This window comes from Buttiauxella selenatireducens, assembly GCF_031432975.1.
GTDB lineage: Bacteria > Pseudomonadota > Gammaproteobacteria > Enterobacterales > Enterobacteriaceae > Buttiauxella > Buttiauxella selenatireducens.
In genome coordinates this window covers 2,684,844-2,704,206 of sequence record NZ_CP133838.1, presented here as the reverse complement: position 1 = coordinate 2,704,206, position 19,363 = coordinate 2,684,844, and the positions used below count along the sequence as shown (strand labels likewise).

Here is a 19,363-nt window from a genome sequence, read left to right as displayed (position 1 = left end):
CTCAGTTTCAGTTTTGATATCCGACAAGCTTAGTGGGTAACGACGGCTTGTCATCACACTGAGACTGTCTTTTCGCATCATCTTTTGCGAGGATAGCGCCAAATTTCCAGCATAAAGCAAAAGGGTAACAAAATGGCTAAGCATCCTACGGGCAAGCATCTGCGTGCACCAATCGTGTTCAACGACAAAAACGTGTTGGTTTATGTGGTGCGCGGTTCAAAAATTGAAGATATGCCAGCAGACGAAGATGAAGATTATCCAGGCGACATGCAGATGTTGATGCCGCAACTGTCGAAAGAGTTTGATGCGGAATTAAACGAAACGCTGGAAGAATGCGGGTCGGGTGATGTGATTGTCTTTATGTGTACCACTGACATGATTTTCGAGTACGGTTACTCGAAGATAAAAGCGATGCGTACCGCGTAATAAATCTGGCCCGGCATCCATGGGTGCTGGGCTTTTTCGTTCATCCCTTCTGCGTATTTGCAACCCACCGTCATTATTCAATCAGACAACTCCTGGGGACGACGATGTTTCAACCAGGGTTGATTCAACGCAATACTTCACCTCTTGATCATTTACGCTATGAATGTAAGTAGACAGAATCGCGGCCTGCCCAATGGACTTGCCAACGAGCAAGACAGCATTCCGGGAATGAGGGCCTGCAAGGATAGAGCAAACACAATGTAAAACAGGGTCACTGTTTTACTCATAATTTTTAGAAAAGAGAGTTAATGATGAAAAAGATTATCCTTGCACTGTTAACCACTGCACTGGTCGCAGGAACGGTTTCTCCGGCATTCGCAATTTCCGCCTCTTACCGCGCCAAGCTTGAGCATTCCGGTTGTACGCAAGTGTCCGAGGCTGATGGCAGCTGCAATGTCAACAAAAGCAAAGCGCAGAATCAGAAACATACTGTGGCCCATAAGAGCAAAACGCCGATGATTACCCATGACGGTAAACGTCTGCCAACGTGTGCTTCAACAGGGGGAAGTCAGGCGGATAACGGCACGACTTGCTGGTTCTGATGTGAGTTGAGTGAGTGAAAAATAAACCCTGGCGTTGCGTCAGGGTTTTTTCTTTTAGTGCTTCAAAAAAATTAGTGCCCGTAGAAAATATCGCCATTCATGGCGCGTAAAATTTTCCCTTCTGCGTCAGTAATCAACACATAGTTCCCGCCCATATATGTCCAGTGGCTCCCGGCCTCTGGCGCTGGCAGGTGTCTGATTTGCCAGGCATCAATCTGATAAGGCTTGGTGCGGTATAAATCCGGCACGATGTCGCCAATTTTGAATGGCTTGTAATCTGCATGGAACTCTGTGATTTCAAAAGAAGAAGTTTGCCCAGCAGGGGATGCGCCTGGCGCATTTTCGGCGTTGGCTGTGAACGCCATTGGCAAAGTACCGGCCATCAGGGCCGCGGAAAAAAACAACACATTCAATTTACGCATTTCAACTCCAGATAAATTCATCTGCTCAATTTCAAAATAATGCCGTTATCTCTATCACGTTGTTTAGCGTGAGGTAATCATTTTTTCGTTACCTGAAGTAAATGTCTTACGGTAGGCAACAGGCGTTGTTGATAACTTAGCGCGGAAATGGTGGCGCAATGTGGCGGTACTCCCAAAACCAACACGTTCGGCAATTTCGTCAATTGACAGCGTGCTGCTTTCCAGTAAATCACGGCAGCGTGTCAGCCGCATATTGAGCAACCAACGTGAAGGCGTAGTGCCGGTTGTCGCGGAAAAACGGCGTAAAAACGTTCTCGGGCTCATGCCGGTAAAAGCCGCCAGCGACTCAACGGTATGCTCATCGGCAAGATGGCTTTGCAGATAATCAAACAGCGGGCTGAGGCGCTGGCTTTCATAAGCGACTGGCACCGGTTGTTCGATAAACTGCGCCTGGCCGCCGACGCGATGCGGCGGCACAACCAGCCTGCGAGCCACGCTATTGGCGGCCAACTGGCCGTAATCTCGCCGTACCAGATGCAGACTTAAATCAATACCCGCCGCACTGCCTGCGGAGGTCAGCACCGAACCGTTATCGATATACAACACATCCGGCATCACCTGAATTTCAGGGTAGCGCTGTTGCAGTTTTTCGGTATAACGCCAATGGGTTGAAGCCTGTAAACCGTTAAGCAAGCCAGCGGCGGCCAGCACAAACACGCCGGAGCAAATCGACATCACTCGCGCACCGCGCAAATGTGCCGCGCGTAGTGCCTCGCATAATTCCTCGGGAACGGGTTCATCGGCTCCGCGCCAGCCAGGTACGATAATCGTTCCGGCTTGTGCCAGTAAAGACAGACCGCCGTCCACCGCCAACCGGATCCCGCCGGTCGCTTTAAGTTCTCCGGGCTCGATTCCTGCGACCGCAAATCGATACCAGTTTTCGCCCATTTCCGGGCGTGGCAGGCCAAAGACTTCCACAACCACACCAAATTCAAAGGTGCACAGGCCGTCATAAGCCAGTGCGACAACAAGAGGGTTTTGCATGAGTGCCCCAGGCGATTGTCATGATCTTCACGTTATCTGTCATTTATGCCACACGTCAAGACACACCCCGCGCTCTATAGTGATAACTCAGCACTATTCATTCACCATCATGAGGAATCACTATGAGTTACGTTACTGATTTTCCCGCTGCAAGTCCTGAAATCGCCGCTGCTCATTTCTTCCAGCGTCTGTGCCTCGAAACAGATTGCGATGATGTTCACAGTGCGATGAAAGAAGAAGACATGGATTTTGTCCTGCTGCATGTCGTGGGCTCACCGGAAGCCTTTGCCCGTCGCCATATTCCAGGAGCGCTGCATTTACGCCATCGGGATATGTCTGCTGAGCGCATGAGTGAATGGCCTGCGGATACGTTATTTGTGGTTTACTGCGCCGGGCCACATTGCAACGGTGCCGACCGCGCAGCGTTAAAACTGGCGCGTTTGGGGCGTCCGGTGAAAATAATGATTGGCGGAATGACGGGTTGGGCTGATGAGGGATTTAGCTTTGCCTGAGTGGTGAATCTGCTACCCGCAGGACGCTAACTGAGTGTAATCTGGGCTTCACTTTTGTGATGATTAAAGGAAGTAACAATGTCGATTTATAGCGAAACCAATGCGCAGTTCATCCTCGGTTTGAGCAACCTGTCCGCCATTCTTGAAAAAGCGGCTGTTTGGGCGAAAGAGAACAACAAATCTGAAGAAAGCCTGTTGCAGGCAGCACTTGCGTCAGACATGTACCCGCTGGTGCGTCAGGTACAAATCACCACGGATATGGCAAAACGTGCCGTTGCGCGCCTGGCCGACATTGAAGCGCCGGTAATGGAAGATACTGAAACGACGATCGCGCAGCTTCAGGCTCGCATTGCCGCAACGGTTGAGTTCATGAAAGGCATAACCGATGCGCAACTCGATGGCGACGACGAGCGCCCAATCGTGGTGATGGCACGCGAGCATGAACTGCGTTTCACCGCTCGCAACTATGTGTATAAATTTGCCACGCCGAACTTCTATTTCCACTTCACCACGGCTTACGACATTCTGCGTCAGGCAGGCGTGGCACTCGGTAAGCGTGATTTTGTCGGCCCGATCTTCTAAACCCGTCGCCCTTCAAGTTGCAGGGTTGTTGGCTGCGTTTACTCGCCCCAGTCACTTACTTTAGTAAGCTCCTGGGGACTCACAAACTTGCCGCCTTCCTGCAACTCGAATTATTTAGGGTTAACGCACAATAAAACTGCGCCCGTTAACTGAGTTTATAATGGCGGTTCGGGCGCAACTTCTCGGGTAATTGCTCGCTCTCATCCATATCGTGTAAATCCCGCTCAATGGTGTTGCAAATGGCATCCAGCGGCAGGTCATTGTCTTCTGTGCCAAACGGCTCCTCCAGCTCTTCTGCCAGAGTGTCGAGCGAAATAAAGGTATACGAAATAAACACCGACAAGAATGGCGTCATGTAGTGCAGGTCGGTCACCAGCGCAAAGGGCAGCATGATACAAAACAGATAGACGGTACGATGCAGAATAAGCGTGTAGGCGAACGGTATTGGCGTACCGGCAATGCGCTCACAGCCTCCGGCAACCGTCGAAAGATCGTTAAGATGATGATTCAGGCTGCTCCACACGACGTCGGAAATCAGGCCCTGTTTGCGCTTATCGGCTAACCAGTCCCCCATCAGCAGCAATATACGATTGCATGGTCCATGGCTTTGACTCACCCACTGTAAGTCATCGCTGGACAGGTATTTCTTCAGCGTCTCATCTACCGGGCGCTTTCGTAATGTCAGGCGTAGCGCATGGCAAAACGCAATCTGCAAACTCACAAAAGCCGTTATCTGGCTTTCATTGCTGCCCAGCAGACTTTTTGTCTCGCGTAATAACGAACGCTGCGTGATCGCCAGTTGCCCCCACAGCGTACGGGCCTCGTTAAAACGGGCGTAGCAGACGCTGTTTCTGAAACCCAAAAATATCGCTATTGCGACACCAAGAATACTGAAGGGGGCGATGGTGAGTTTTATGCCGAGCGTTTCATACCACGGTAGAAAGAAAATCACGCTAATCGAGAGCGCGACATTCAACAGCAGGCGTGAATAGATTTTTTGTAGAACCGAACCATGCCAGACAAATAAGCGGATTAACCAGTGTTGCTGCGGACGAACAATCATAATTGGGAGGCTCAAAAACAGGACAGCATATTTAACGGCAAACTGTGACGTAGATCAACTTACACTTCACATTGTCTTAACAACATGAATTATTTTCAATAGTCATGAAAGAACGTCGTTTGCCCACATGCACTGCATCTGCCATTCTCCACTTCACATAATAGCCATCCAGACGGCTAAATATTCAAATAATGAATTATCACCTCGCTAAATCAGTTAGCCGGGCCAGCGGAGAAATCACATGCCACAGTCTTTATCCCATCGCGCGCCATTCCGTGCCGACATCGTCGGTAGTTTTTTACGTCCTGCCACCATTAAAAATGCCCGCCAGGCATTTGCCTCGGGTGAAATAGACGCCGTTCAGTTGCGAAAAGTAGAAGATGACGCCATCCGCGCATCGGTTGAACAACAATGCGCTTGCGGCCTGCACGTGGTGACGGATGGCGAGTTTCGCCGTGCCTGGTGGCATTTTGACTTTTTTGATGGTCTGCAAGGGGTGGAACGCTACGAGTCAGAACAGGGCATTCAATTCAACGGTGTGCAAACCAAAGCGCATAGCGTACGGGTTGTGGGCAAACTGGGTTTTGGTGAACACCCTATGCTGGACGATTTCCGCTATCTGAAAAGTATCAGCGGCAACGCCGTGCCGAAAATGACCATTCCTAGCCCGAGTGTGTTGCACTTCCGTGGTGGCCGTAATGCTATCGACAGTACGGTATATCCTGATTTAAAGGCGTATTTTGACGATCTCGCTACCACCTGGCGCGATGCGATTCAGGCGTTTTACGCAGCGGGCTGCCGTTATCTGCAACTTGATGACACCGTGTGGGCCTATTTATGTTCGGACGCCCAGCGTAAAGAGATCCGCGAACGTGGTGATGACCCGGACCAACTCGCACAAATCTATGCGCAAGTGCTGAATAAAGCGCTGGAAGGCAAACCGGATGATTTGAAAGTCGGCCTGCATGTTTGCCGCGGCAATTTCCGCTCGACGTGGATTTCAGAAGGGGGATATGAGCCGGTGGCTGAAGTGCTGTTTGGTACGGTCAACGTCGATGCCTTTTTCCTTGAATATGACAACGATCGCTCCGGTGATTTTGCACCCTTGCGCTTTGTGCGTCCGGGCCATCAGCAGGTGGTTTTAGGCCTGATCACCACTAAAAATGGCGAACTGGAAAATCCGCAGCTGATTCAGGCGCGCATTCAAGAAGCCGCGAAATTTGTCGATATCAACCAAATCTGCCTGAGCCCACAGTGTGGTTTTGCTTCAACAGAAGAGGGCAATAGCCTGACACCGGAACAGCAATGGGACAAAGTGCGTCTGGTGACGGAGCTGGCGGCGAAAGTCTGGTAAAGAGGGGATACAGGGTGGATGATCGTCAGCGACATCCACCCTTGTGTTCGATTTTACGCGAGCTTAAACACCGCCACGGTTTCATTAAGCGCCTGTGACTGCTCTTTGAGCGACATGGCCGCCGCGGAAGCTTGTTCTACCAACGCGGCGTTCTGCTGTGTCACCACATCCATTTGCACCACGGCCTGGTTGATTTGCTCGATACCACGGCTTTGCTCACCGGTAGACACCGCAATCTCTTCCATCAAACTGGTCACTTGCTTAATCGCATTCGAAATACGCTGCATGCTTTCGCCCGCGCGGTTAACCAGATTGCTGCCAATGTTGACCTGCTCGCCAGAAAGCTCAATCAACTCTTTGATCTCCTTCGCGGCCACCGACGAACGTTGCGCCAGATTGCGCACTTCGCTTGCGACGACGGCAAATCCACGCCCTTGTTCGCCAGCACGTGCGGCTTCTACCGCCGCATTCAACGCCAGAATATTGGTCTGGAAAGCGATGTCTTCGATGATGCTAATGATGTTATCGATCTTGCTGGAGCTCGATTCAATATTACGCATTGAATCAATAACTTCACTGACGATTTCATTACCGTCATTGGCCGCAACTAACATGCCGCTCGCCAGTTTATTTGCCTGGTGAGAGTGGTCAGAAGTCAGTTTTACCGTAACAGTAAGCTGTTCCATACTGGCGGCGGTTTCGCCCAACGATGATGCCTGTTCTTCGGTACGGGCGGAGAGATCGGTGTTCCCGGCGGCGATCTCTTCAGAAGCGTAAGCTACGGTCTGGCTCGACTCGCGCACCTGGCCGATAATATTGGCCAGAGAAACACGCATTTGCTCAAGCTCGCGCATCATCGCGCCAATTTCATCTTTGGCGGTGGCGACAATCGGTGTATGCAGCAAGCCGTTGGCGATTTCCGTGCAATGGGATTTCGCTTTATCCAGCTCGTTCAGCACCCGTTTTTTCAGCAGCCAGTAAACTGCGCCAAGAATGACGGCGAAGATCAGCGCAAAAATCGCGATGCTCATCAGGCTTTGTTTGAAGCTGTCTTGCGCATCCTGGTTCAGTTGCTGCGCGTGTTGCTGACGAAACGTCAGCAGCTTATCCAGCGTTATCTCAAACGCCCGATCCAGTTGTGGCAGGGTGGATGTCATCAGCGTGCGAGCACGCGTGACATCGTTGGATTTGACGGCATCCAGCAAAGGTTGCAAACCTTGTTCACGATAGTTCACAAACGCACTCTGATACGCATCGCTCAGCGCCTGTTCGCCCGGTTGTTTCGGTGCATCAAGGTAAGCCTGAAACGCAGAGTTAGCCTTACCCAGCACGACCTGCGCGCCTTCCAGCGCCTGTTGTCCTTGTTCGTTCAACCCTTGCTCACGCTCCTCTAACGCCTCTATTGCGCGAACACGCATGGTGCGACTGTGGTTAATCGGGTCGATCACCGATAACACCACGTTGATCTCACGGTTGACGTTATCCAGAGATTGATTGCTGCGGGTTAATGACCAGATGTTTGATGCGGTGCTGACCAGGAAAATAATCAGCAATGTGCTGAAAACCAGAATCGAAAAACGTCTGACTGACATACGATACCCTTGTGTTAAAAAAAAGATCTGACTCGTTTCAGCCAGTACAAAAGGGTTATCGGCAAGGCGGGCGGGATGTTTAGCCATACAAATAATCACATCAGAAAATAGTCATAATTGTGTCATATCGTTGCTTTATACCTCGTTTACCAAAATGGGTGATCAATACGACGGATGCGAACATCATGAAATTAAAACCTTTTGCGTTATTACTGACCGCTTTGTTACCTCTGGCTAGTCAGGCAGCGGAGCCACACGTTGACCGTTACGTTGTCACATTCCCGCAGGGTGACCATGTTGAATATCAGGGGGCCTATGCCGCGAATTTCCCGGATGGATTGCCGGTTGGTGTGGGATCAGGCTTACAGTTTGTGGGTAAAGAAGGGGAAACGCTGGTTTTCGCCACCGTGACCGATCGCGGCCCGAATGCGGATTCGCCAAAATCAGGCAAAAAAGAGTCGAAAATTTTTGCCAACCCGAAATATGTCCCATTGATGATGACCCTGCGTGTGGCCGATGGCAAAGCACTGGCCACAGAAGCCCACGCGCTGCATGACGAAAACGGCCCTATCAGCGGTTTGCCTCTGCCAGAAGGGTTGATTGGCGCGACGAATGAAATCGCGTTGAGCGATACCTTGCAGCAATTATCAGGCGACAAACGCGGGCTGGACACCGAAGGTATTACGCCAGACGGCAACGGCGGCTACTGGCTGTGCGATGAATACGGCCCATTCATCATCAATATCGACCGCAACGGGAAAATCCTCAAAAAGTACGGCCCGCAGGCAGAACAAGGCGAGCAGGGTGTTGCGGGCGGTTTGCCGAACATTCTCAAATGGCGCCAGGCCAACCGGGGTTTTGAAGGTATTACGCGGATGCCGGATGGGCGCATTATTGCGGCGGTACAAAGCACGCTGGATATCGACGGTAAAAGTAAAAACAGTGCGCAGTTTACTCGCCTGGTGAGCTTCAACCCGCAAACGGGTAAAACCGAGATGTATGGCTACCCGATTGATGTCGATGCCTACAAGAAGGCCAAAGACGCCAAAATTGGTGACATTGTTGCGCTGGACGATAACCGCCTGCTGATCATCGAACAGGGCGGCGATAAAAATAAAGTGATGCGTAATCTGGTTTATGTGGTCGATCTTCGCCAGGCAAGTGACCTGAGTGCCTTCGATAAAGAAAAAGCGCCTGAATTTGATGACGCGGCGCAATTGGCGGCGCGCGGCATCAAACTGGCAGAGAAAAAAGAGATTGTTGATCTGCGCAAACTCGGCTGGCAGCAAGAGAAAGCCGAAGGTATGACACTGATTGATAACCAAACGATCGCCATCATTAATGACAACGACTTCGGCCTGCAAGCGGTGCTAGAAAACCCGGATGCCGGGGATACAAAAGCCGACGATTATGAAGTGGATGGCAAAGGTCATTTGACGCGTGACGGTAAAGAAGTCGCGACTAAAATCGCCTTAAAACCACTGGAGAAACCCGAATCGCAAAACGAGCTGTGGGTGATTAAGTTGCCGGAAGCGTTGAAGTAGCGGATGTTCAGGGTGGATGAGCGTAAGCGACATCCACCTTCCCAGAACTTAAAAACTCATTGCCAGGCCTACGCCGTAACCGTTGGTGTTATTGCCGAACATATAACGGGCAACGAGCCGCGTGCGGGTGATGAACACATCATAATCACTGCTGTCGAGTTCTAACCCTAACCCAACGGACGACAGACTGTTAAACCCGAGTTGGCCGCGCTGTTCACCGAGATATTCTGTATGAGCACCTTCCATCACATAACGCAGCGGTTTATTGAGCAGCTCCCAGTCGGAAATAGGCGCGCGGCGACGCAGGTACAGTCCCAAATTTTGCGAGTTGGCCTCGCCCTGGACGGCTTCTGAAGTGCCACTGAAACTTTGCAGGGTCATATTGGAATAGCGCAACTCAACATCGATATCCTGTGGCTTTGAAAACAATTCATAATCGAGCATCAGCGAACCGCCTAGCCCATACGCATTGAGTCGCCCGCCATTGAGAAAATCGAAATCTGCGTTGGTGCGCCTTTTGAAGACATAGCTACCAATACGTAAATCACTGGCCATAGTACCCAGCATAAAATTGGCGATGGGACGCAATACCAGATTGCCCCCCCATTTATCGGTATAGAGACTGAAATCCCAGCCAATCCCTCCGGTGGCGGTAAGACTGTTCCATTTAGTCGGTATTTTGCGAGTTTCAGTACCGTCAGACAGAACAAATTGCGGGTCATAACGGCTGTAACCCATCGTTCCTTCAAGGTAGATCGGGACTTCTTTGCTTACGGTCGCGCCGCCGCCGAATTGGGTAATGGAAAGGGCTTGCTTCTCGCCACCTCCACTCCCAATATTCAGGTCGCTGGCGGTGATGTCAGGCCAGACGGTGTAACTCATTAGCGCGAGCACCGAATCGGCGTGTTTTTTGGGGTTAATGGCCGCAGCGGCGAAACACGCCGAACTGGCCTGCATTAACGCAACGAACAAAATAAAAGGGCGCGCAACCTGTACCGTCATGTTCTTCTCATACCCTCATTCAACAAGATGCTGAATACTCAATAAGATAAAGGTAATCGCAATCCTATTTATTATAGAAGCGTTAATTTATTCATCGCGTTTATCTTGCAACGTTGATCTCCGTTATACCGATCCCCGACTGACCAACTTCCACTCCAGAATCTCATTCACTGTTTCCACTTCCGGGTTATCAATGCGCTCAAGTAATAATTGCACGCTGCGCACGCCGAGTTGATGCATCGGCTGTTCGATGGTGGTGAGTGGAGGGAAGGTGACAGCGCCAAAAGGGACGCCATCAAAGCCCATGATGGCGACATCTTCAGGTACGCGCAGGCCCTGTTCATGGGCGAAATGCAGTGCGCCGCCCGCCAGCGCATCGGAAATGGCAAAAACTGCATCAGGCGGTTCTGGCAGGGTAAACAGCTCCGCCATCGCTTGCACTCCCGCCTGATATTCCAGGCCATCGGCATACACCACGGCTTGCCAGTTTTTACCGCAGGCCGCGCGATAACCTGCTTCTCTCTGCTGAGAATAGAGATAACGTAAATCGCCGTTAATCAAGGCGATACGTTTGTAACCCGCGCTGGTCAGGTGCTCGACTGCGGCTGCTGCCGCTTTAAAATTATCAATCGTGACCGACGAGGCGCGATAACCGGGATCGCCTTCACCGCATTGTACCCACGGCGAGTCGCCGATTAACGTCGTCAGCCCCGGCAAACAACTGATGGCATCCATGGTGATAACACCGTCGACCACTTTACCGCTCAACAGACGCAAATAGGCCGATTCACGGGTCAGGCGGGATTCCGAATTACACAACAGAATGTGGTAACCGTGCTTTTCCGCTTCTTCTTCAATGCCGCGCACGACGCGGGCGCAGAAGGGATTAGTGATATTTGACACCAGCACCAACAGCATGCGGCTGCGTGAGGTTCGCAACTGACGCGCCAGCAGGTTAGGTTGATACTCACACGCCTTGATCGCCGCCAGCACTTTGTCGCGCGTGCCGGGTTTCACGGCTGGGTTGCCGTTAAGCACGCGGGAAACCGTCGCCGTAGAAACCCCCGCAATACGCGCCACTTTATCTATCGACATGTTGATCCTTTGCACGATCGGTTGAATTGTGAACCACATTCCATATTTGAATAGATACTAACAAATAATTCATCAGCATGATGGTAACCCCGCTGAAATCGATTACATTTTTAATGAAGTGCGAATGTAATCGATTACAAAATTTACCCATCATACTTCGCGTTGCAGGTTCGTTGGCCGCACTCAGTGACCCGAATCACTGACTTGAGTCAGCTCATCGGGATGCCTTCGATTGCCGCCTTCCTGCACCACGAATTATTTTGGCTAAACAACAATAACAAATGCGAACTCTGTACCGGAGGATTTATGTCTTCTCAATCGGCTGTTGGAGCACAAGTGGTCACCCATAAATGGGTGATTCCACGCCTGTCGTTAATGATGTTTCTCGAGTTTTTTGTCTGGGGTGCCTGGTACGTCACCCTCGGTGTGGTGATGGGCAAATACGGCCTGAGCGCGTTAATTGGCGATGCGTATTCCACCGGGCCGATTGCGTCCATTTTATCGCCGTTTGTTCTGGGCATGTTGGTCGACCGCTTCTTCGCCTCGCAGAAAGTGCTCGGCGTGCTGCACCTGGTCGGCGCGGCGTTGCTGTGGTGGCTGCCTGGCATGTTCGAAAGTGGGCAGAGCGGTTTGCTGTGGATAATCTTCGCCTACATGCTCTGCTATATGCCTACCATCGCGCTGAGCAACAACGTGGCATTCCATAGTCTGGCAAACAGTGAAAAAGGATTCCCGGTGGTGCGTGCATTCGGCACCATCGGTTGGATTGTGGCGGGCCTGATTGTCGGCACCAGCGGGCTTTCAGACAGCACTGGTATCTTCACGCTGGCCGCCATTGCCTCCGTGGTGTTGGGGATCTACAGCTTTACGCTACCGAATACGCCTGCGCCGGATCGTGGCAAACCGCTGTCGATGCGTGACCTGTTGTGTGCGGATGCGTTCGCGCTGCTCAAGCAACGCCACTTTATGGTGTTTATCATCTGCGCCACGCTGATCTCCATTCCGCTGGCTGCTTATTACGCTTATGCCGCACCGTTTATTTCGGCGGTTGGCTTTGAAAACGTCAGCGGCGTCATGGCGCTCGGACAGATGTCTGAACTGCTGTTTATGCTGCTGATCCCGTTCTTCTTCCGCCGTCTTGGCATCAAGATGATGCTGCTGATCGGTATGTTGTCGTGGTTCCTGCGCTACGCGATGTTCGCGCTAGGGATCACCGAAGAAACCCGTTGGATGATCTACATCGGCATCATTTTGCACGGGGTTTGTTACGACTTCTTCTTCGTTATCGGCTTTATCTACACCGATAAAGTGGCGGGGAACAAAGTGAAGGGGCAAGCACAAAGTCTGTTAGTGCTGTTTACCTATGGCTTAGGGATGCTGATAGGTTCGCAAATCAGCGGCGCAGTGTTTAACCGTTCGGTGACGGCGAAGGGTGCAGAAGGCTTGTTGCAATGGCAGCAGTTCTGGTGGATGCCAGCGATTGCCGCTGTAGTCATTTCCGCCATCTTCTTCTTCACTTTCAACTACAAAGAGGCTGAGCAGAATGGCAAATAAGCCGCTGCGCGTATTGGTCGTGGGCTGCGGAAATATGGGGGCCGCCCACAGCCTTGCGTATCAGCATTTGGACGAGTTTACACTCTGCGGGCTGGTGGCCCGCGGAGAGTCGAAAACTCACCTGAAAGCGCAGTTGAAGTCCGACATTCCGCTGTTCGACAATTTGCAGCAGGCGATTAAAGAGACTCAGGCTGATGCCGTATGCATCGCCACCTGGCCTGATAGCCATGAGGCGCTGGCGCTGACGGCGCTTGCCGCCGGTTGCCATGTGTTTCTTGAAAAACCGCTCGCCACAACGGTGAGCGGGGCAAAGCGTGTTGTTGCGACGGCGAAGCTTGCGGACAAAAAACTGGTGGTCGGCTATATCCTGCGTCATCACCCCGTCTGGCAGCAGTTTATTACGCTGTCACACGGGCTTGGCAAACCGTTGGTTATGCGCATGAACCTTAATCAGCAAAGCAGCGGTAGCGCCTGGCACACGCACAAAATGTTGATGCAGTCGCTTTCGCCCATCGTCGATTGCGGCGTGCATTACCTTGATGTGATGTGCCAGATGACCCAATCCAGCCCACTGTCGGTGAGCGCAGTGGGCGCGCGCCTGAGTGACGACATTCCTACCGGGCAGTTTAACTACGGCCAGCTTCAGGTGCGTTTTGCCGACGGTTCAGTCGGCTGGTACGAAGCGGGTTGGGGGCCAATGATGAGCCAAACGGCCTTCTTTATTAAAGATGTCATTGGCCCGCTGGGGTCGGTGTCCATTGTGGCGCGAGAAGCCGCGGGTGAAGGGCAATCGGCGAATGTCGAGGCGCACACGCGTACCGAATCGTTACGCATTCATCACGCCCAATTAAATCCGCAGGGCGAGTTTGCTCATAAGGATGAGTGGGTGACGGCAACCCATGAGCCTGACCACTTTGCCTTGTGCCAACTCGAACAACAGTTTTTTGCCCGTGCCATATACGACGATAGCGATTTGGCGCTGCATCAGCAGCAGGCGATTGAAAGCCTGGCCGTGGTGCTGGCGGCGGATCGCGCGGTTCGTGAACAACGCACGGTGATGATTAAGGAGATGTTGTAATGAAAACCCTGAAAGGGCCATCCATTTTTCTCTCGCAGTTTATTACGGATAACCCCCCGTTTAATTCGCTGGACTCCCTTGCCGTCTGGGCTGCGGGGCTGGGTTATAAAGCCGTACAAATCCCCACGCACTTACCGCATATTTTCGATCTCGCCAAAGCCGCACAAAGCCTGGAATATTGCGCAGAAATTCGCGCTGTGTTGGCAAAAAGTGGGCTGGAAATCAGCGAGCTTTCAACCCACCTGCAAGGGCAACTGGTTGCGGTGCATCCGGCGTATGACGCGGCATTTTCTGGGTTTGCGCCACCGGAAGTGGCACACGATGCCAGCGCTCGTCAGCAGTGGGCGGTAAATAGCCTGAAACAGGCCGCACGCGCTTCACAAAATTTAGGCCTGAAAGCGCATGCCACCTTTTCTGGGGCGCTGGCCTGGCCCTATTTTTATCCGTGGCCGCCGCGTAACGAACAGCTGATTGACGAGGCGTTTCGTGAATTAGCCGCCCGCTGGTTACCTATTTTAAATAGCTTTGACGAAGCGGGCGTAGACGTTTGTTTTGAGTTACATCCCGGCGAAGACTTGCACGATGGCGTCACCTTCGAGCGTTTTCTGGCGCTGGTCGATAACCACCCGCGCTGCAATATTCTGTACGACCCGAGCCACATGTTGCTGCAACACATGGATTACCTCGGCTTTATCGACCACTACCACGCGCGAATCAAAGCCTTCCACGTTAAAGACGCTGAGTTTCAGACCTCTGCAAAAAGTGGCGTATACGCAGGTTATCAGCCGTGGATTGACCGCGCAGGGCGTTTCCGTTCGTTGGGCGACGGGCAGATTAACTTCAAGGGGATCTTCAGCAAACTTGCTCAATATGACTATGCCGGATGGGCTACGCTTGAATGGGAGTGTTGCTTGAAATCAGGCGATGCGGGCGCGCGCGAAGGAGCCAAATTTATCGTCGATCATATTATTCCGGTGGCCGACTATGCCTTTGACGACTTCGCAAACAGCAAAAGTGAAACATCTGCGGTGCGTCGTATGCTCGGGCTGGAGGAGTAACCATGAAACGTATCCGTTTAGGTATGGTCGGTGGCGGTGAAGGCTCGTTTATTGGCGGCGTGCACCGTATTGCCGCACGGCTTGATGATCAGTTTGAGTTAGTTGCCGGGGCGTTTTCGTCTTCCCCTGAAGTCGCAAAACGCAGCGGTGCAGGGTTGTTTGTCGAAAGTGACCGCTGTTACGCAAGCTGGCAGGAGATGGTGCTGCACGAGTCCGCGCGCCCGGATGGCATCGAAGCGGTCTCGATTGTGACGCCTAATCACCTGCACGTTCCGGTGGCAAAAGCTTTTCTGGAACACGGCATTCACGTGATTTGCGATAAACCACTCGGCGTCACGCTTGCCGAAGCAAGGGGGCTTGCGCAGGTTATCGAAACCACTGGCCGTCACTTTATTCTCACCCACAACTACAGCGCACTGCCGATGGTGCGCGAAGCCCGCGCGCGGATTGCCAACAGCGAAATCGGCGATATTCGTGCCATTGAAGTGGAGTATTTGCAGGATTGGCTGAACGACCGCCTTGAGTTGACTGACAACAAACAAGCCAGTTGGCGCGGTAATCCTGCGATGGCGGGTGCCGGGGCTATCGGTGATATTGGCACTCACGCCTGGCAACTGGCGGCGTTTGTCAGTGGTATGGAGCCCGAAGTGGTGCGTGGTGAACTGCTAACCCGAATTCCTGGGCGGGTGCTGGATGATGAAGTGTACGCCGAAATGCGCTATGCCAATGGTGCAAGAGGGCGTTTATGGGCAAGCCAGGTCGCACCCGGTTTTGAAAACGATCTGCGCCTGCGAATTGTGGGTAGCAGGGCGAGCATCAGCTTCCGCCAGCAGCAGCCTGAGATTCTGGAAATCCATCCACATCACGGAAACAGTTACACTGTCACGCGAAACGGAGTGAACAACCACGACTCAGTGCGCCACCAGTGCCGAACTCCTGCCGGGCATCCTGAAGGGTATCTGGAAGGATTCGCGCAAATCTACCGCGAAGCCGCCGTCAAAATTCGTGGCGGCAGTGCGCCGTTGCTGCCGGGTATTGAGCAGGGGATCTCCGGCATGAAATTCATTGAGGCAATACGCGAAAGTAGCCAACGCGGTGGAGAATGGCTGGAGTGGTGAGCCTCCCGAGCCGCGTGTCATTTCCCTGAATCTTTGCATCACACTTCTCTCTTCTCACGGTATTGACGGGGCGATAGCGATATTGCCCCAAACCGCACCAAAACAGAGCCGCGTAGCGTGTCTCTCGCAAAAGTGAAATAAAAAATAGCGATACGTGCACCACGTCGAGAATTCGTACAAAGGTTAGGGTGCTAAGTTGCCGCATGGGTTGGTTATTAACTAGCCTTTTGAATGGTGTGCTGTTTTTTCACCTCCCTCCGATTTGGTCTGAACAAAAGAGGAAACAATGAAAAAGCTGACGTTAAGTCTTATTACCTTAGCGCTGGCGGGCGTTTCTAATGCCGCGCTGGCCGATACTCTGCGTATGGAATGTCCGATCTCCCCCGGCGGTAAGGAATACTGCAACTACGTCAAAGACCGTTTTGAAAAGCAGACCAGCAACAAGCTGGAGTTCATCGAGTTTCCTGCGGCATCTGACGAGAAGCTGGCTTTGCTTCAGCAATTATTTGCGGCCAAAGATGAGAAAGCAGTCGATTTGTTCCAGTCCGATACTATCTGGGTGGGGCTGCTGGATAAGCAAACGCTCGATTTGACTGATGCGGTTGCCGATATGAAAGGCGATTTCTTCCCCGGCCCCTGGGCAAACGACACGGTGAACGGCAAAGTCAAAGCGGTTCCGGCTTATCTCGATACGGGCGTGCTCTATTACCGCAAAGATCTGCTGGAAAAATACAACGAACAGCCGCCAAAAACCTGGGAAGACCTGACGCGTATCGCCACCAAAATTCAGGAAGAAGAACGCAAAGCCGGGCATAAAAACTTCTGGGGCATGATCTTCCAGGGTAAGTCGTATGAGGGGTTGACCTGTAATGCGCTGGAATGGATTGATTCTTACGGCGGTGGTACGTTCATCGACGAAAAAGGGAACGTGACCATTAATAATCCGAAGGCCGCCGCCGCGCTGGATATGGTGGCGGGCTGGATTGGGAAAATCGCCCCGAAAGGGGCGTTAGGCTACAAAGAAGAAGAATCGCGTTCGGTGTTCCAGAACGGCGACGCGCTGTTTATGCGCAACTGGCCTTACGCCTATTTGCTTTCACAAGGGGCAGATAGCCCGCTGAAAGGCAAAGTGGGCGTCGCACCACTTCCTGCAGGGCCGGATGGAAAATCGGCAAACGCACTTGGTGGTTGGCAGTGGTCAATCAATGCGAACACCAAAAACAAAGATGCGGCCATTGCGCTGCTGAAAATCCTCACCGACGCCGATTCGCAGAAAATGCAGCTGAAATATCTTGGCTTCGCACCGACGCGCTCGGCCTTATATGAGGACAAAGCGGTGCTGGAAACCGCGCCGCATCTGACGCTGTTTAAAGAGATTTTCGCCAATGCGGTTCCGCGTCCGGCAACAGCAACCAAAAGCCAGTACCCGCGTGTCTCTAACGCCATTTTCAACGTGACCTTTAAGGTGCTCAATGGCGGCAGTGACGGCAAGACTGCCGTGGCGGATCTGGAAAAACGTCTGGAACGCGTCAAAGGTAAGGACTGGCATTAATTGGCGCACTCAGGTTACCAACAGCGGCGTCGCCGTATCGCATGGATACTGGTGGCGCCCGCACTCTTACTTCTTGCACTGGCGGCGGGTTGGCCGCTGGTGCGCACCTTCTTTTTCAGTTTCACCAATGCGATGCTCGACAACCCGTCCGAGTACCAAATGGTGGGGTTGGCAAACTATTACGCCGCAAACGGTGGTGACAGCCGCGGCGTGCTGGTTGATCCGCTTTGGTGGCAGGCCGTCGGTAACACGTTGTGGTTTACCGTGGTGTCCGTAGGGTTAGAACTGCTATTTGGCATGCTGCTGGCGCTGCTGATGAACCAGAAGTTTCGTGGTCAGGGACTAGTGCGTACGGCGATTCTGGTGCCGTGGGCCATTCCGACTATCGTCAGCGCCAAAATGTGGGGTTGGATGTTCCATGATCAGTACGGCGTGGTGAACGACTTGTTGGCGAAAATATTCGGTTACCAGGCGCATCTGGCGTGGATTGCTGAACCGTCGCTGTCGATGTGGGCGGTGGTGATTGCTGATGTCTGGAAAACCACGCCGTTTATGGCGTTAATGTTGCTGGCGGCCCTTCAACTGATCCCCACCGATCTCTACGAAGCCGCGCGCGTAGATGGCGCCAGTGCCTGGCAACGGTTTAAGCGCATCACGCTACCGCTAATCATGCCCGCCATGATTGTGGCGTTGATCTTCCGCATCATGGACGCGATGCGCATCTTCGATTTGATTTTCGTACTGACCTCCAACAGCGAGGCGACAATGTCCGTTTCCGGTTATGCCCGTGAGCAAATCATCTCCTATCAGGATATGGGCGTCGGCTCGGCAGCCTCGGTGCTGGTGTTCATGATGGTGGCGGGGATTGCAGCCTGCTTTATCCGCGTTTCACGTTTGAACGAAAAGGAGAAGCGGTGATGAAAACCACGCGTCGGCAGCGAAAATTTGGTCACCATCTGGTTATTTATGCAGGCGCAACGCTCGCCGTGCTGTTCTGCGTTTTCCCATTTTATTACGCCATTCTGACGTCGTTGCGCACCGGCCAGGAGCTGTTTTTACCGTCGTATCTGCCCAGTGGTTATCACTGGCATAACTATGTGGTGGCGCTGGTCGATAATGGCATCGCGCGCAGTCTGCTTAATTCGGTGCTGGTGGCATCGGTGACTGTGGGTATCTGCTTGTTGGTGGCGATCACCGCCTCGTTTGCGCTGGCGCGAGTGCCGTTTCGTGGGCGTAAATTCCTGCTGTTCACCATTCTGTGTGTATCGATGTTCCCACAGGTGGCGGTGCTAACCGGCATGTTTGAGCTGGTGCGCTTTCTTGGGCTTTATGATTCGCTCGGTGCACTGGTGCTTTCGTACACCACTTTTTCTCTGCCGTTCACCGTCTGGGTGCTGACCACTTTTATGAAGTCGATTCCGGTTGAGCTGGAGGAGGCGGCGATTGTGGATGGGGCGAAAACCTGGACCATTATTCGTCGCGTGTTCGCGCCTATTCTGGCTCCTGCACTGGTCACCACCGGGCTGCTGGCGTTTATCGGCGCGTGGAACGAATTCATGTTTGCCCTGACGTTTATTATTTCCGGTGATAAACGCACCGTACCCGTGGCAATCAGTATGTTCAGCGGTGCATCAACTTTTGAGCTGCCGTGGGGCAGCATTATGGCGGCGTCGGTGGTGGTGACATTGCCGATTATCATACTGGTGCTTATCTTCCAGAAACGTATTGTCAGCGGGCTTACCAGCGGAGCGATTAAGGGATAACC

General features: G+C 52.5%; 19 protein-coding genes. 13 read left to right on the top strand and 6 right to left on the bottom strand.

Annotation, left to right across the window (positions count from 1 at the left end; translation table 11 throughout):
• Positions 1–132 precede the first annotated feature (132 nt).
• Positions 133–426, top strand: coding sequence for a hypothetical protein (locus RHD99_RS12425; RefSeq protein WP_183271511.1), 294 nt, complete (start codon positions 133–135; stop codon positions 424–426).
• Positions 427–734: 308 nt separating this feature from the next.
• Positions 735–1,028 (top strand): hypothetical protein, encoded by a 294-nt coding sequence (locus RHD99_RS12420; RefSeq protein ID WP_183271510.1) that lies wholly within the window; start codon positions 735–737, stop codon positions 1,026–1,028.
• 71 nt (positions 1,029–1,099) lie between these two features.
• Here the strand turns inward: RHD99_RS12420 and RHD99_RS12415 are convergent, their stop codons facing one another.
• Both RHD99_RS12415 and ftrA read right to left on the bottom strand, forming a co-directional pair.
• Positions 1,100–1,450 (bottom strand): RcnB family protein, encoded by a 351-nt coding sequence (locus tag RHD99_RS12415; protein ID WP_183271509.1) that lies wholly within the window; start codon positions 1,448–1,450, stop codon positions 1,100–1,102.
• A gap of 63 nt (positions 1,451–1,513) precedes the next feature.
• A complete protein-coding gene (gene ftrA, locus RHD99_RS12410; RefSeq protein ID WP_309874163.1) occupies positions 1,514–2,494 on the bottom strand; it encodes a transcriptional regulator FtrA in 981 nt (326 codons plus the stop codon).
• Between the two features lie 122 nt (positions 2,495–2,616).
• On the opposite strand from ftrA, the gene RHD99_RS12405 reads away from it, so the two are divergent.
• Positions 2,617–3,006, top strand: a complete 390-nt coding sequence (locus RHD99_RS12405; RefSeq protein WP_309874161.1) for a rhodanese-like domain-containing protein — start codon at positions 2,617–2,619, stop codon at positions 3,004–3,006.
• A gap of 78 nt (positions 3,007–3,084) precedes the next feature.
• Positions 3,085–3,588 (top strand): DUF1993 domain-containing protein, encoded by a 504-nt coding sequence (locus RHD99_RS12400; RefSeq protein WP_309874159.1) that lies wholly within the window; start codon positions 3,085–3,087, stop codon positions 3,586–3,588.
• A 145-nt stretch (positions 3,589–3,733) separates the two neighbouring features.
• Here the strand turns inward: RHD99_RS12400 and RHD99_RS12395 are convergent, their stop codons facing one another.
• Entirely contained in the window at positions 3,734–4,651 is a 918-nt protein-coding gene (locus tag RHD99_RS12395) for a bestrophin family protein (RefSeq protein WP_309874157.1), read from the bottom strand.
• 241 nt (positions 4,652–4,892) lie between these two features.
• Between RHD99_RS12395 and RHD99_RS12390 the strand changes: the two genes are divergently transcribed.
• A complete protein-coding gene (locus tag RHD99_RS12390; protein ID WP_309874155.1) occupies positions 4,893–6,005 on the top strand; it encodes a cobalamin-independent methionine synthase II family protein in 1,113 nt (370 codons plus the stop codon).
• 53 nt (positions 6,006–6,058) lie between these two features.
• Here the strand turns inward: RHD99_RS12390 and RHD99_RS12385 are convergent, their stop codons facing one another.
• Positions 6,059–7,597 carry a methyl-accepting chemotaxis protein gene (locus RHD99_RS12385; protein WP_309874153.1) on the bottom strand — a complete coding sequence of 513 codons (1,539 nt, stop codon included), beginning with the start codon at positions 7,595–7,597 and terminating at the stop codon, positions 6,059–6,061.
• Positions 7,598–7,782: 185 nt separating this feature from the next.
• Here RHD99_RS12385 and RHD99_RS12380 point away from each other — a divergent pair, with 185 nt between their 5' ends.
• Positions 7,783–9,141, top strand: coding sequence for an esterase-like activity of phytase family protein (locus RHD99_RS12380; protein ID WP_309874151.1), 1,359 nt, complete (start codon positions 7,783–7,785; stop codon positions 9,139–9,141).
• 48 nt (positions 9,142–9,189) lie between these two features.
• On the opposite strand, the gene RHD99_RS12375 is transcribed toward RHD99_RS12380, so the two are convergent.
• A complete protein-coding gene (locus tag RHD99_RS12375; protein ID WP_255459285.1) occupies positions 9,190–10,098 on the bottom strand; it encodes a hypothetical protein in 909 nt (302 codons plus the stop codon).
• A 168-nt stretch (positions 10,099–10,266) separates the two neighbouring features.
• On the bottom strand, positions 10,267–11,238 hold the full coding sequence (locus RHD99_RS12370; protein WP_309874149.1) for a LacI family DNA-binding transcriptional regulator: 972 nt from the start codon (positions 11,236–11,238) through the stop codon (positions 10,267–10,269).
• 306 nt (positions 11,239–11,544) lie between these two features.
• Between RHD99_RS12370 and RHD99_RS12365 the strand changes: the two genes are divergently transcribed.
• The 7 genes from RHD99_RS12365 to RHD99_RS12335 all read left to right on the top strand — a co-directional run bounded on the left by RHD99_RS12365 (position 11,545) and on the right by RHD99_RS12335 (position 19,361).
• Entirely contained in the window at positions 11,545–12,792 is a 1,248-nt protein-coding gene (locus tag RHD99_RS12365; RefSeq protein WP_183271497.1) for an MFS transporter, read from the top strand.
• Positions 12,782–13,870, top strand: coding sequence for a Gfo/Idh/MocA family protein (locus RHD99_RS12360; protein ID WP_309874147.1), 1,089 nt, complete (start codon positions 12,782–12,784; stop codon positions 13,868–13,870). Before RHD99_RS12365 ends, RHD99_RS12360 begins: the two co-directional genes overlap by 11 nt.
• A complete protein-coding gene (locus RHD99_RS12355) occupies positions 13,870–14,928 on the top strand; it encodes a sugar phosphate isomerase/epimerase family protein (protein WP_309874146.1) in 1,059 nt (352 codons plus the stop codon). The genes RHD99_RS12360 and RHD99_RS12355 overlap by 1 nt, the downstream gene beginning before the upstream one ends.
• 2 nt (positions 14,929–14,930) lie before the next feature.
• Positions 14,931–16,046 carry a Gfo/Idh/MocA family protein gene (locus tag RHD99_RS12350; protein WP_309874144.1) on the top strand — a complete coding sequence of 372 codons (1,116 nt, stop codon included), beginning with the start codon at positions 14,931–14,933 and terminating at the stop codon, positions 16,044–16,046.
• 286 nt (positions 16,047–16,332) lie between these two features.
• Positions 16,333–17,598, top strand: coding sequence for an ABC transporter substrate-binding protein (locus RHD99_RS12345; protein WP_309874142.1), 1,266 nt, complete (start codon positions 16,333–16,335; stop codon positions 17,596–17,598).
• Positions 17,599–18,516, top strand: a complete 918-nt coding sequence (locus tag RHD99_RS12340) for a carbohydrate ABC transporter permease (RefSeq protein ID WP_255459272.1) — start codon at positions 17,599–17,601, stop codon at positions 18,514–18,516. It begins immediately after the preceding gene.
• Entirely contained in the window at positions 18,516–19,361 is an 846-nt protein-coding gene (locus tag RHD99_RS12335) for a carbohydrate ABC transporter permease (RefSeq protein WP_183271492.1), read from the top strand. Before RHD99_RS12340 ends, RHD99_RS12335 begins: the two co-directional genes overlap by 1 nt.
• Positions 19,362–19,363 lie beyond the last annotated feature (2 nt).

What these genes read in the sequence shown, in the direction of transcription:
- RHD99_RS12425 (WP_183271511.1), top strand. Translation starts at nt 133, where the DNA reads ATGGCTAAGCATCCTACGGGCAAGCATCTGCGTGCACCAATCGTGTTC.
- RHD99_RS12420 (WP_183271510.1), top strand. Translation starts at nt 735, where the DNA reads ATGATGAAAAAGATTATCCTTGCACTGTTAACCACTGCACTGGTCGCA.
- RHD99_RS12415 (WP_183271509.1), bottom strand. Translation starts at nt 1,450, where the DNA reads ATGCGTAAATTGAATGTGTTGTTTTTTTCCGCGGCCCTGATGGCCGGT.
- ftrA (WP_309874163.1), bottom strand. Translation starts at nt 2,494, where the DNA reads ATGCAAAACCCTCTTGTTGTCGCACTGGCTTATGACGGCCTGTGCACC.
- RHD99_RS12405 (WP_309874161.1), top strand. Translation starts at nt 2,617, where the DNA reads ATGAGTTACGTTACTGATTTTCCCGCTGCAAGTCCTGAAATCGCCGCT.
- RHD99_RS12400 (WP_309874159.1), top strand. Translation starts at nt 3,085, where the DNA reads ATGTCGATTTATAGCGAAACCAATGCGCAGTTCATCCTCGGTTTGAGC.
- RHD99_RS12395 (WP_309874157.1), bottom strand. Translation starts at nt 4,651, where the DNA reads ATGATTGTTCGTCCGCAGCAACACTGGTTAATCCGCTTATTTGTCTGG.
- RHD99_RS12390 (WP_309874155.1), top strand. Translation starts at nt 4,893, where the DNA reads ATGCCACAGTCTTTATCCCATCGCGCGCCATTCCGTGCCGACATCGTC.
- RHD99_RS12385 (WP_309874153.1), bottom strand. Translation starts at nt 7,597, where the DNA reads ATGTCAGTCAGACGTTTTTCGATTCTGGTTTTCAGCACATTGCTGATT.
- RHD99_RS12380 (WP_309874151.1), top strand. Translation starts at nt 7,783, where the DNA reads ATGAAATTAAAACCTTTTGCGTTATTACTGACCGCTTTGTTACCTCTG.
- RHD99_RS12375 (WP_255459285.1), bottom strand. Translation starts at nt 10,098, where the DNA reads ATGCAGGCCAGTTCGGCGTGTTTCGCCGCTGCGGCCATTAACCCCAAA.
- RHD99_RS12370 (WP_309874149.1), bottom strand. Translation starts at nt 11,238, where the DNA reads ATGTCGATAGATAAAGTGGCGCGTATTGCGGGGGTTTCTACGGCGACG.
- RHD99_RS12365 (WP_183271497.1), top strand. Translation starts at nt 11,545, where the DNA reads ATGTCTTCTCAATCGGCTGTTGGAGCACAAGTGGTCACCCATAAATGG.
- RHD99_RS12360 (WP_309874147.1), top strand. Translation starts at nt 12,782, where the DNA reads ATGGCAAATAAGCCGCTGCGCGTATTGGTCGTGGGCTGCGGAAATATG.
- RHD99_RS12355 (WP_309874146.1), top strand. Translation starts at nt 13,870, where the DNA reads ATGAAAACCCTGAAAGGGCCATCCATTTTTCTCTCGCAGTTTATTACG.
- RHD99_RS12350 (WP_309874144.1), top strand. Translation starts at nt 14,931, where the DNA reads ATGAAACGTATCCGTTTAGGTATGGTCGGTGGCGGTGAAGGCTCGTTT.
- RHD99_RS12345 (WP_309874142.1), top strand. Translation starts at nt 16,333, where the DNA reads ATGAAAAAGCTGACGTTAAGTCTTATTACCTTAGCGCTGGCGGGCGTT.
- RHD99_RS12335 (WP_183271492.1), top strand. Translation starts at nt 18,516, where the DNA reads ATGAAAACCACGCGTCGGCAGCGAAAATTTGGTCACCATCTGGTTATT.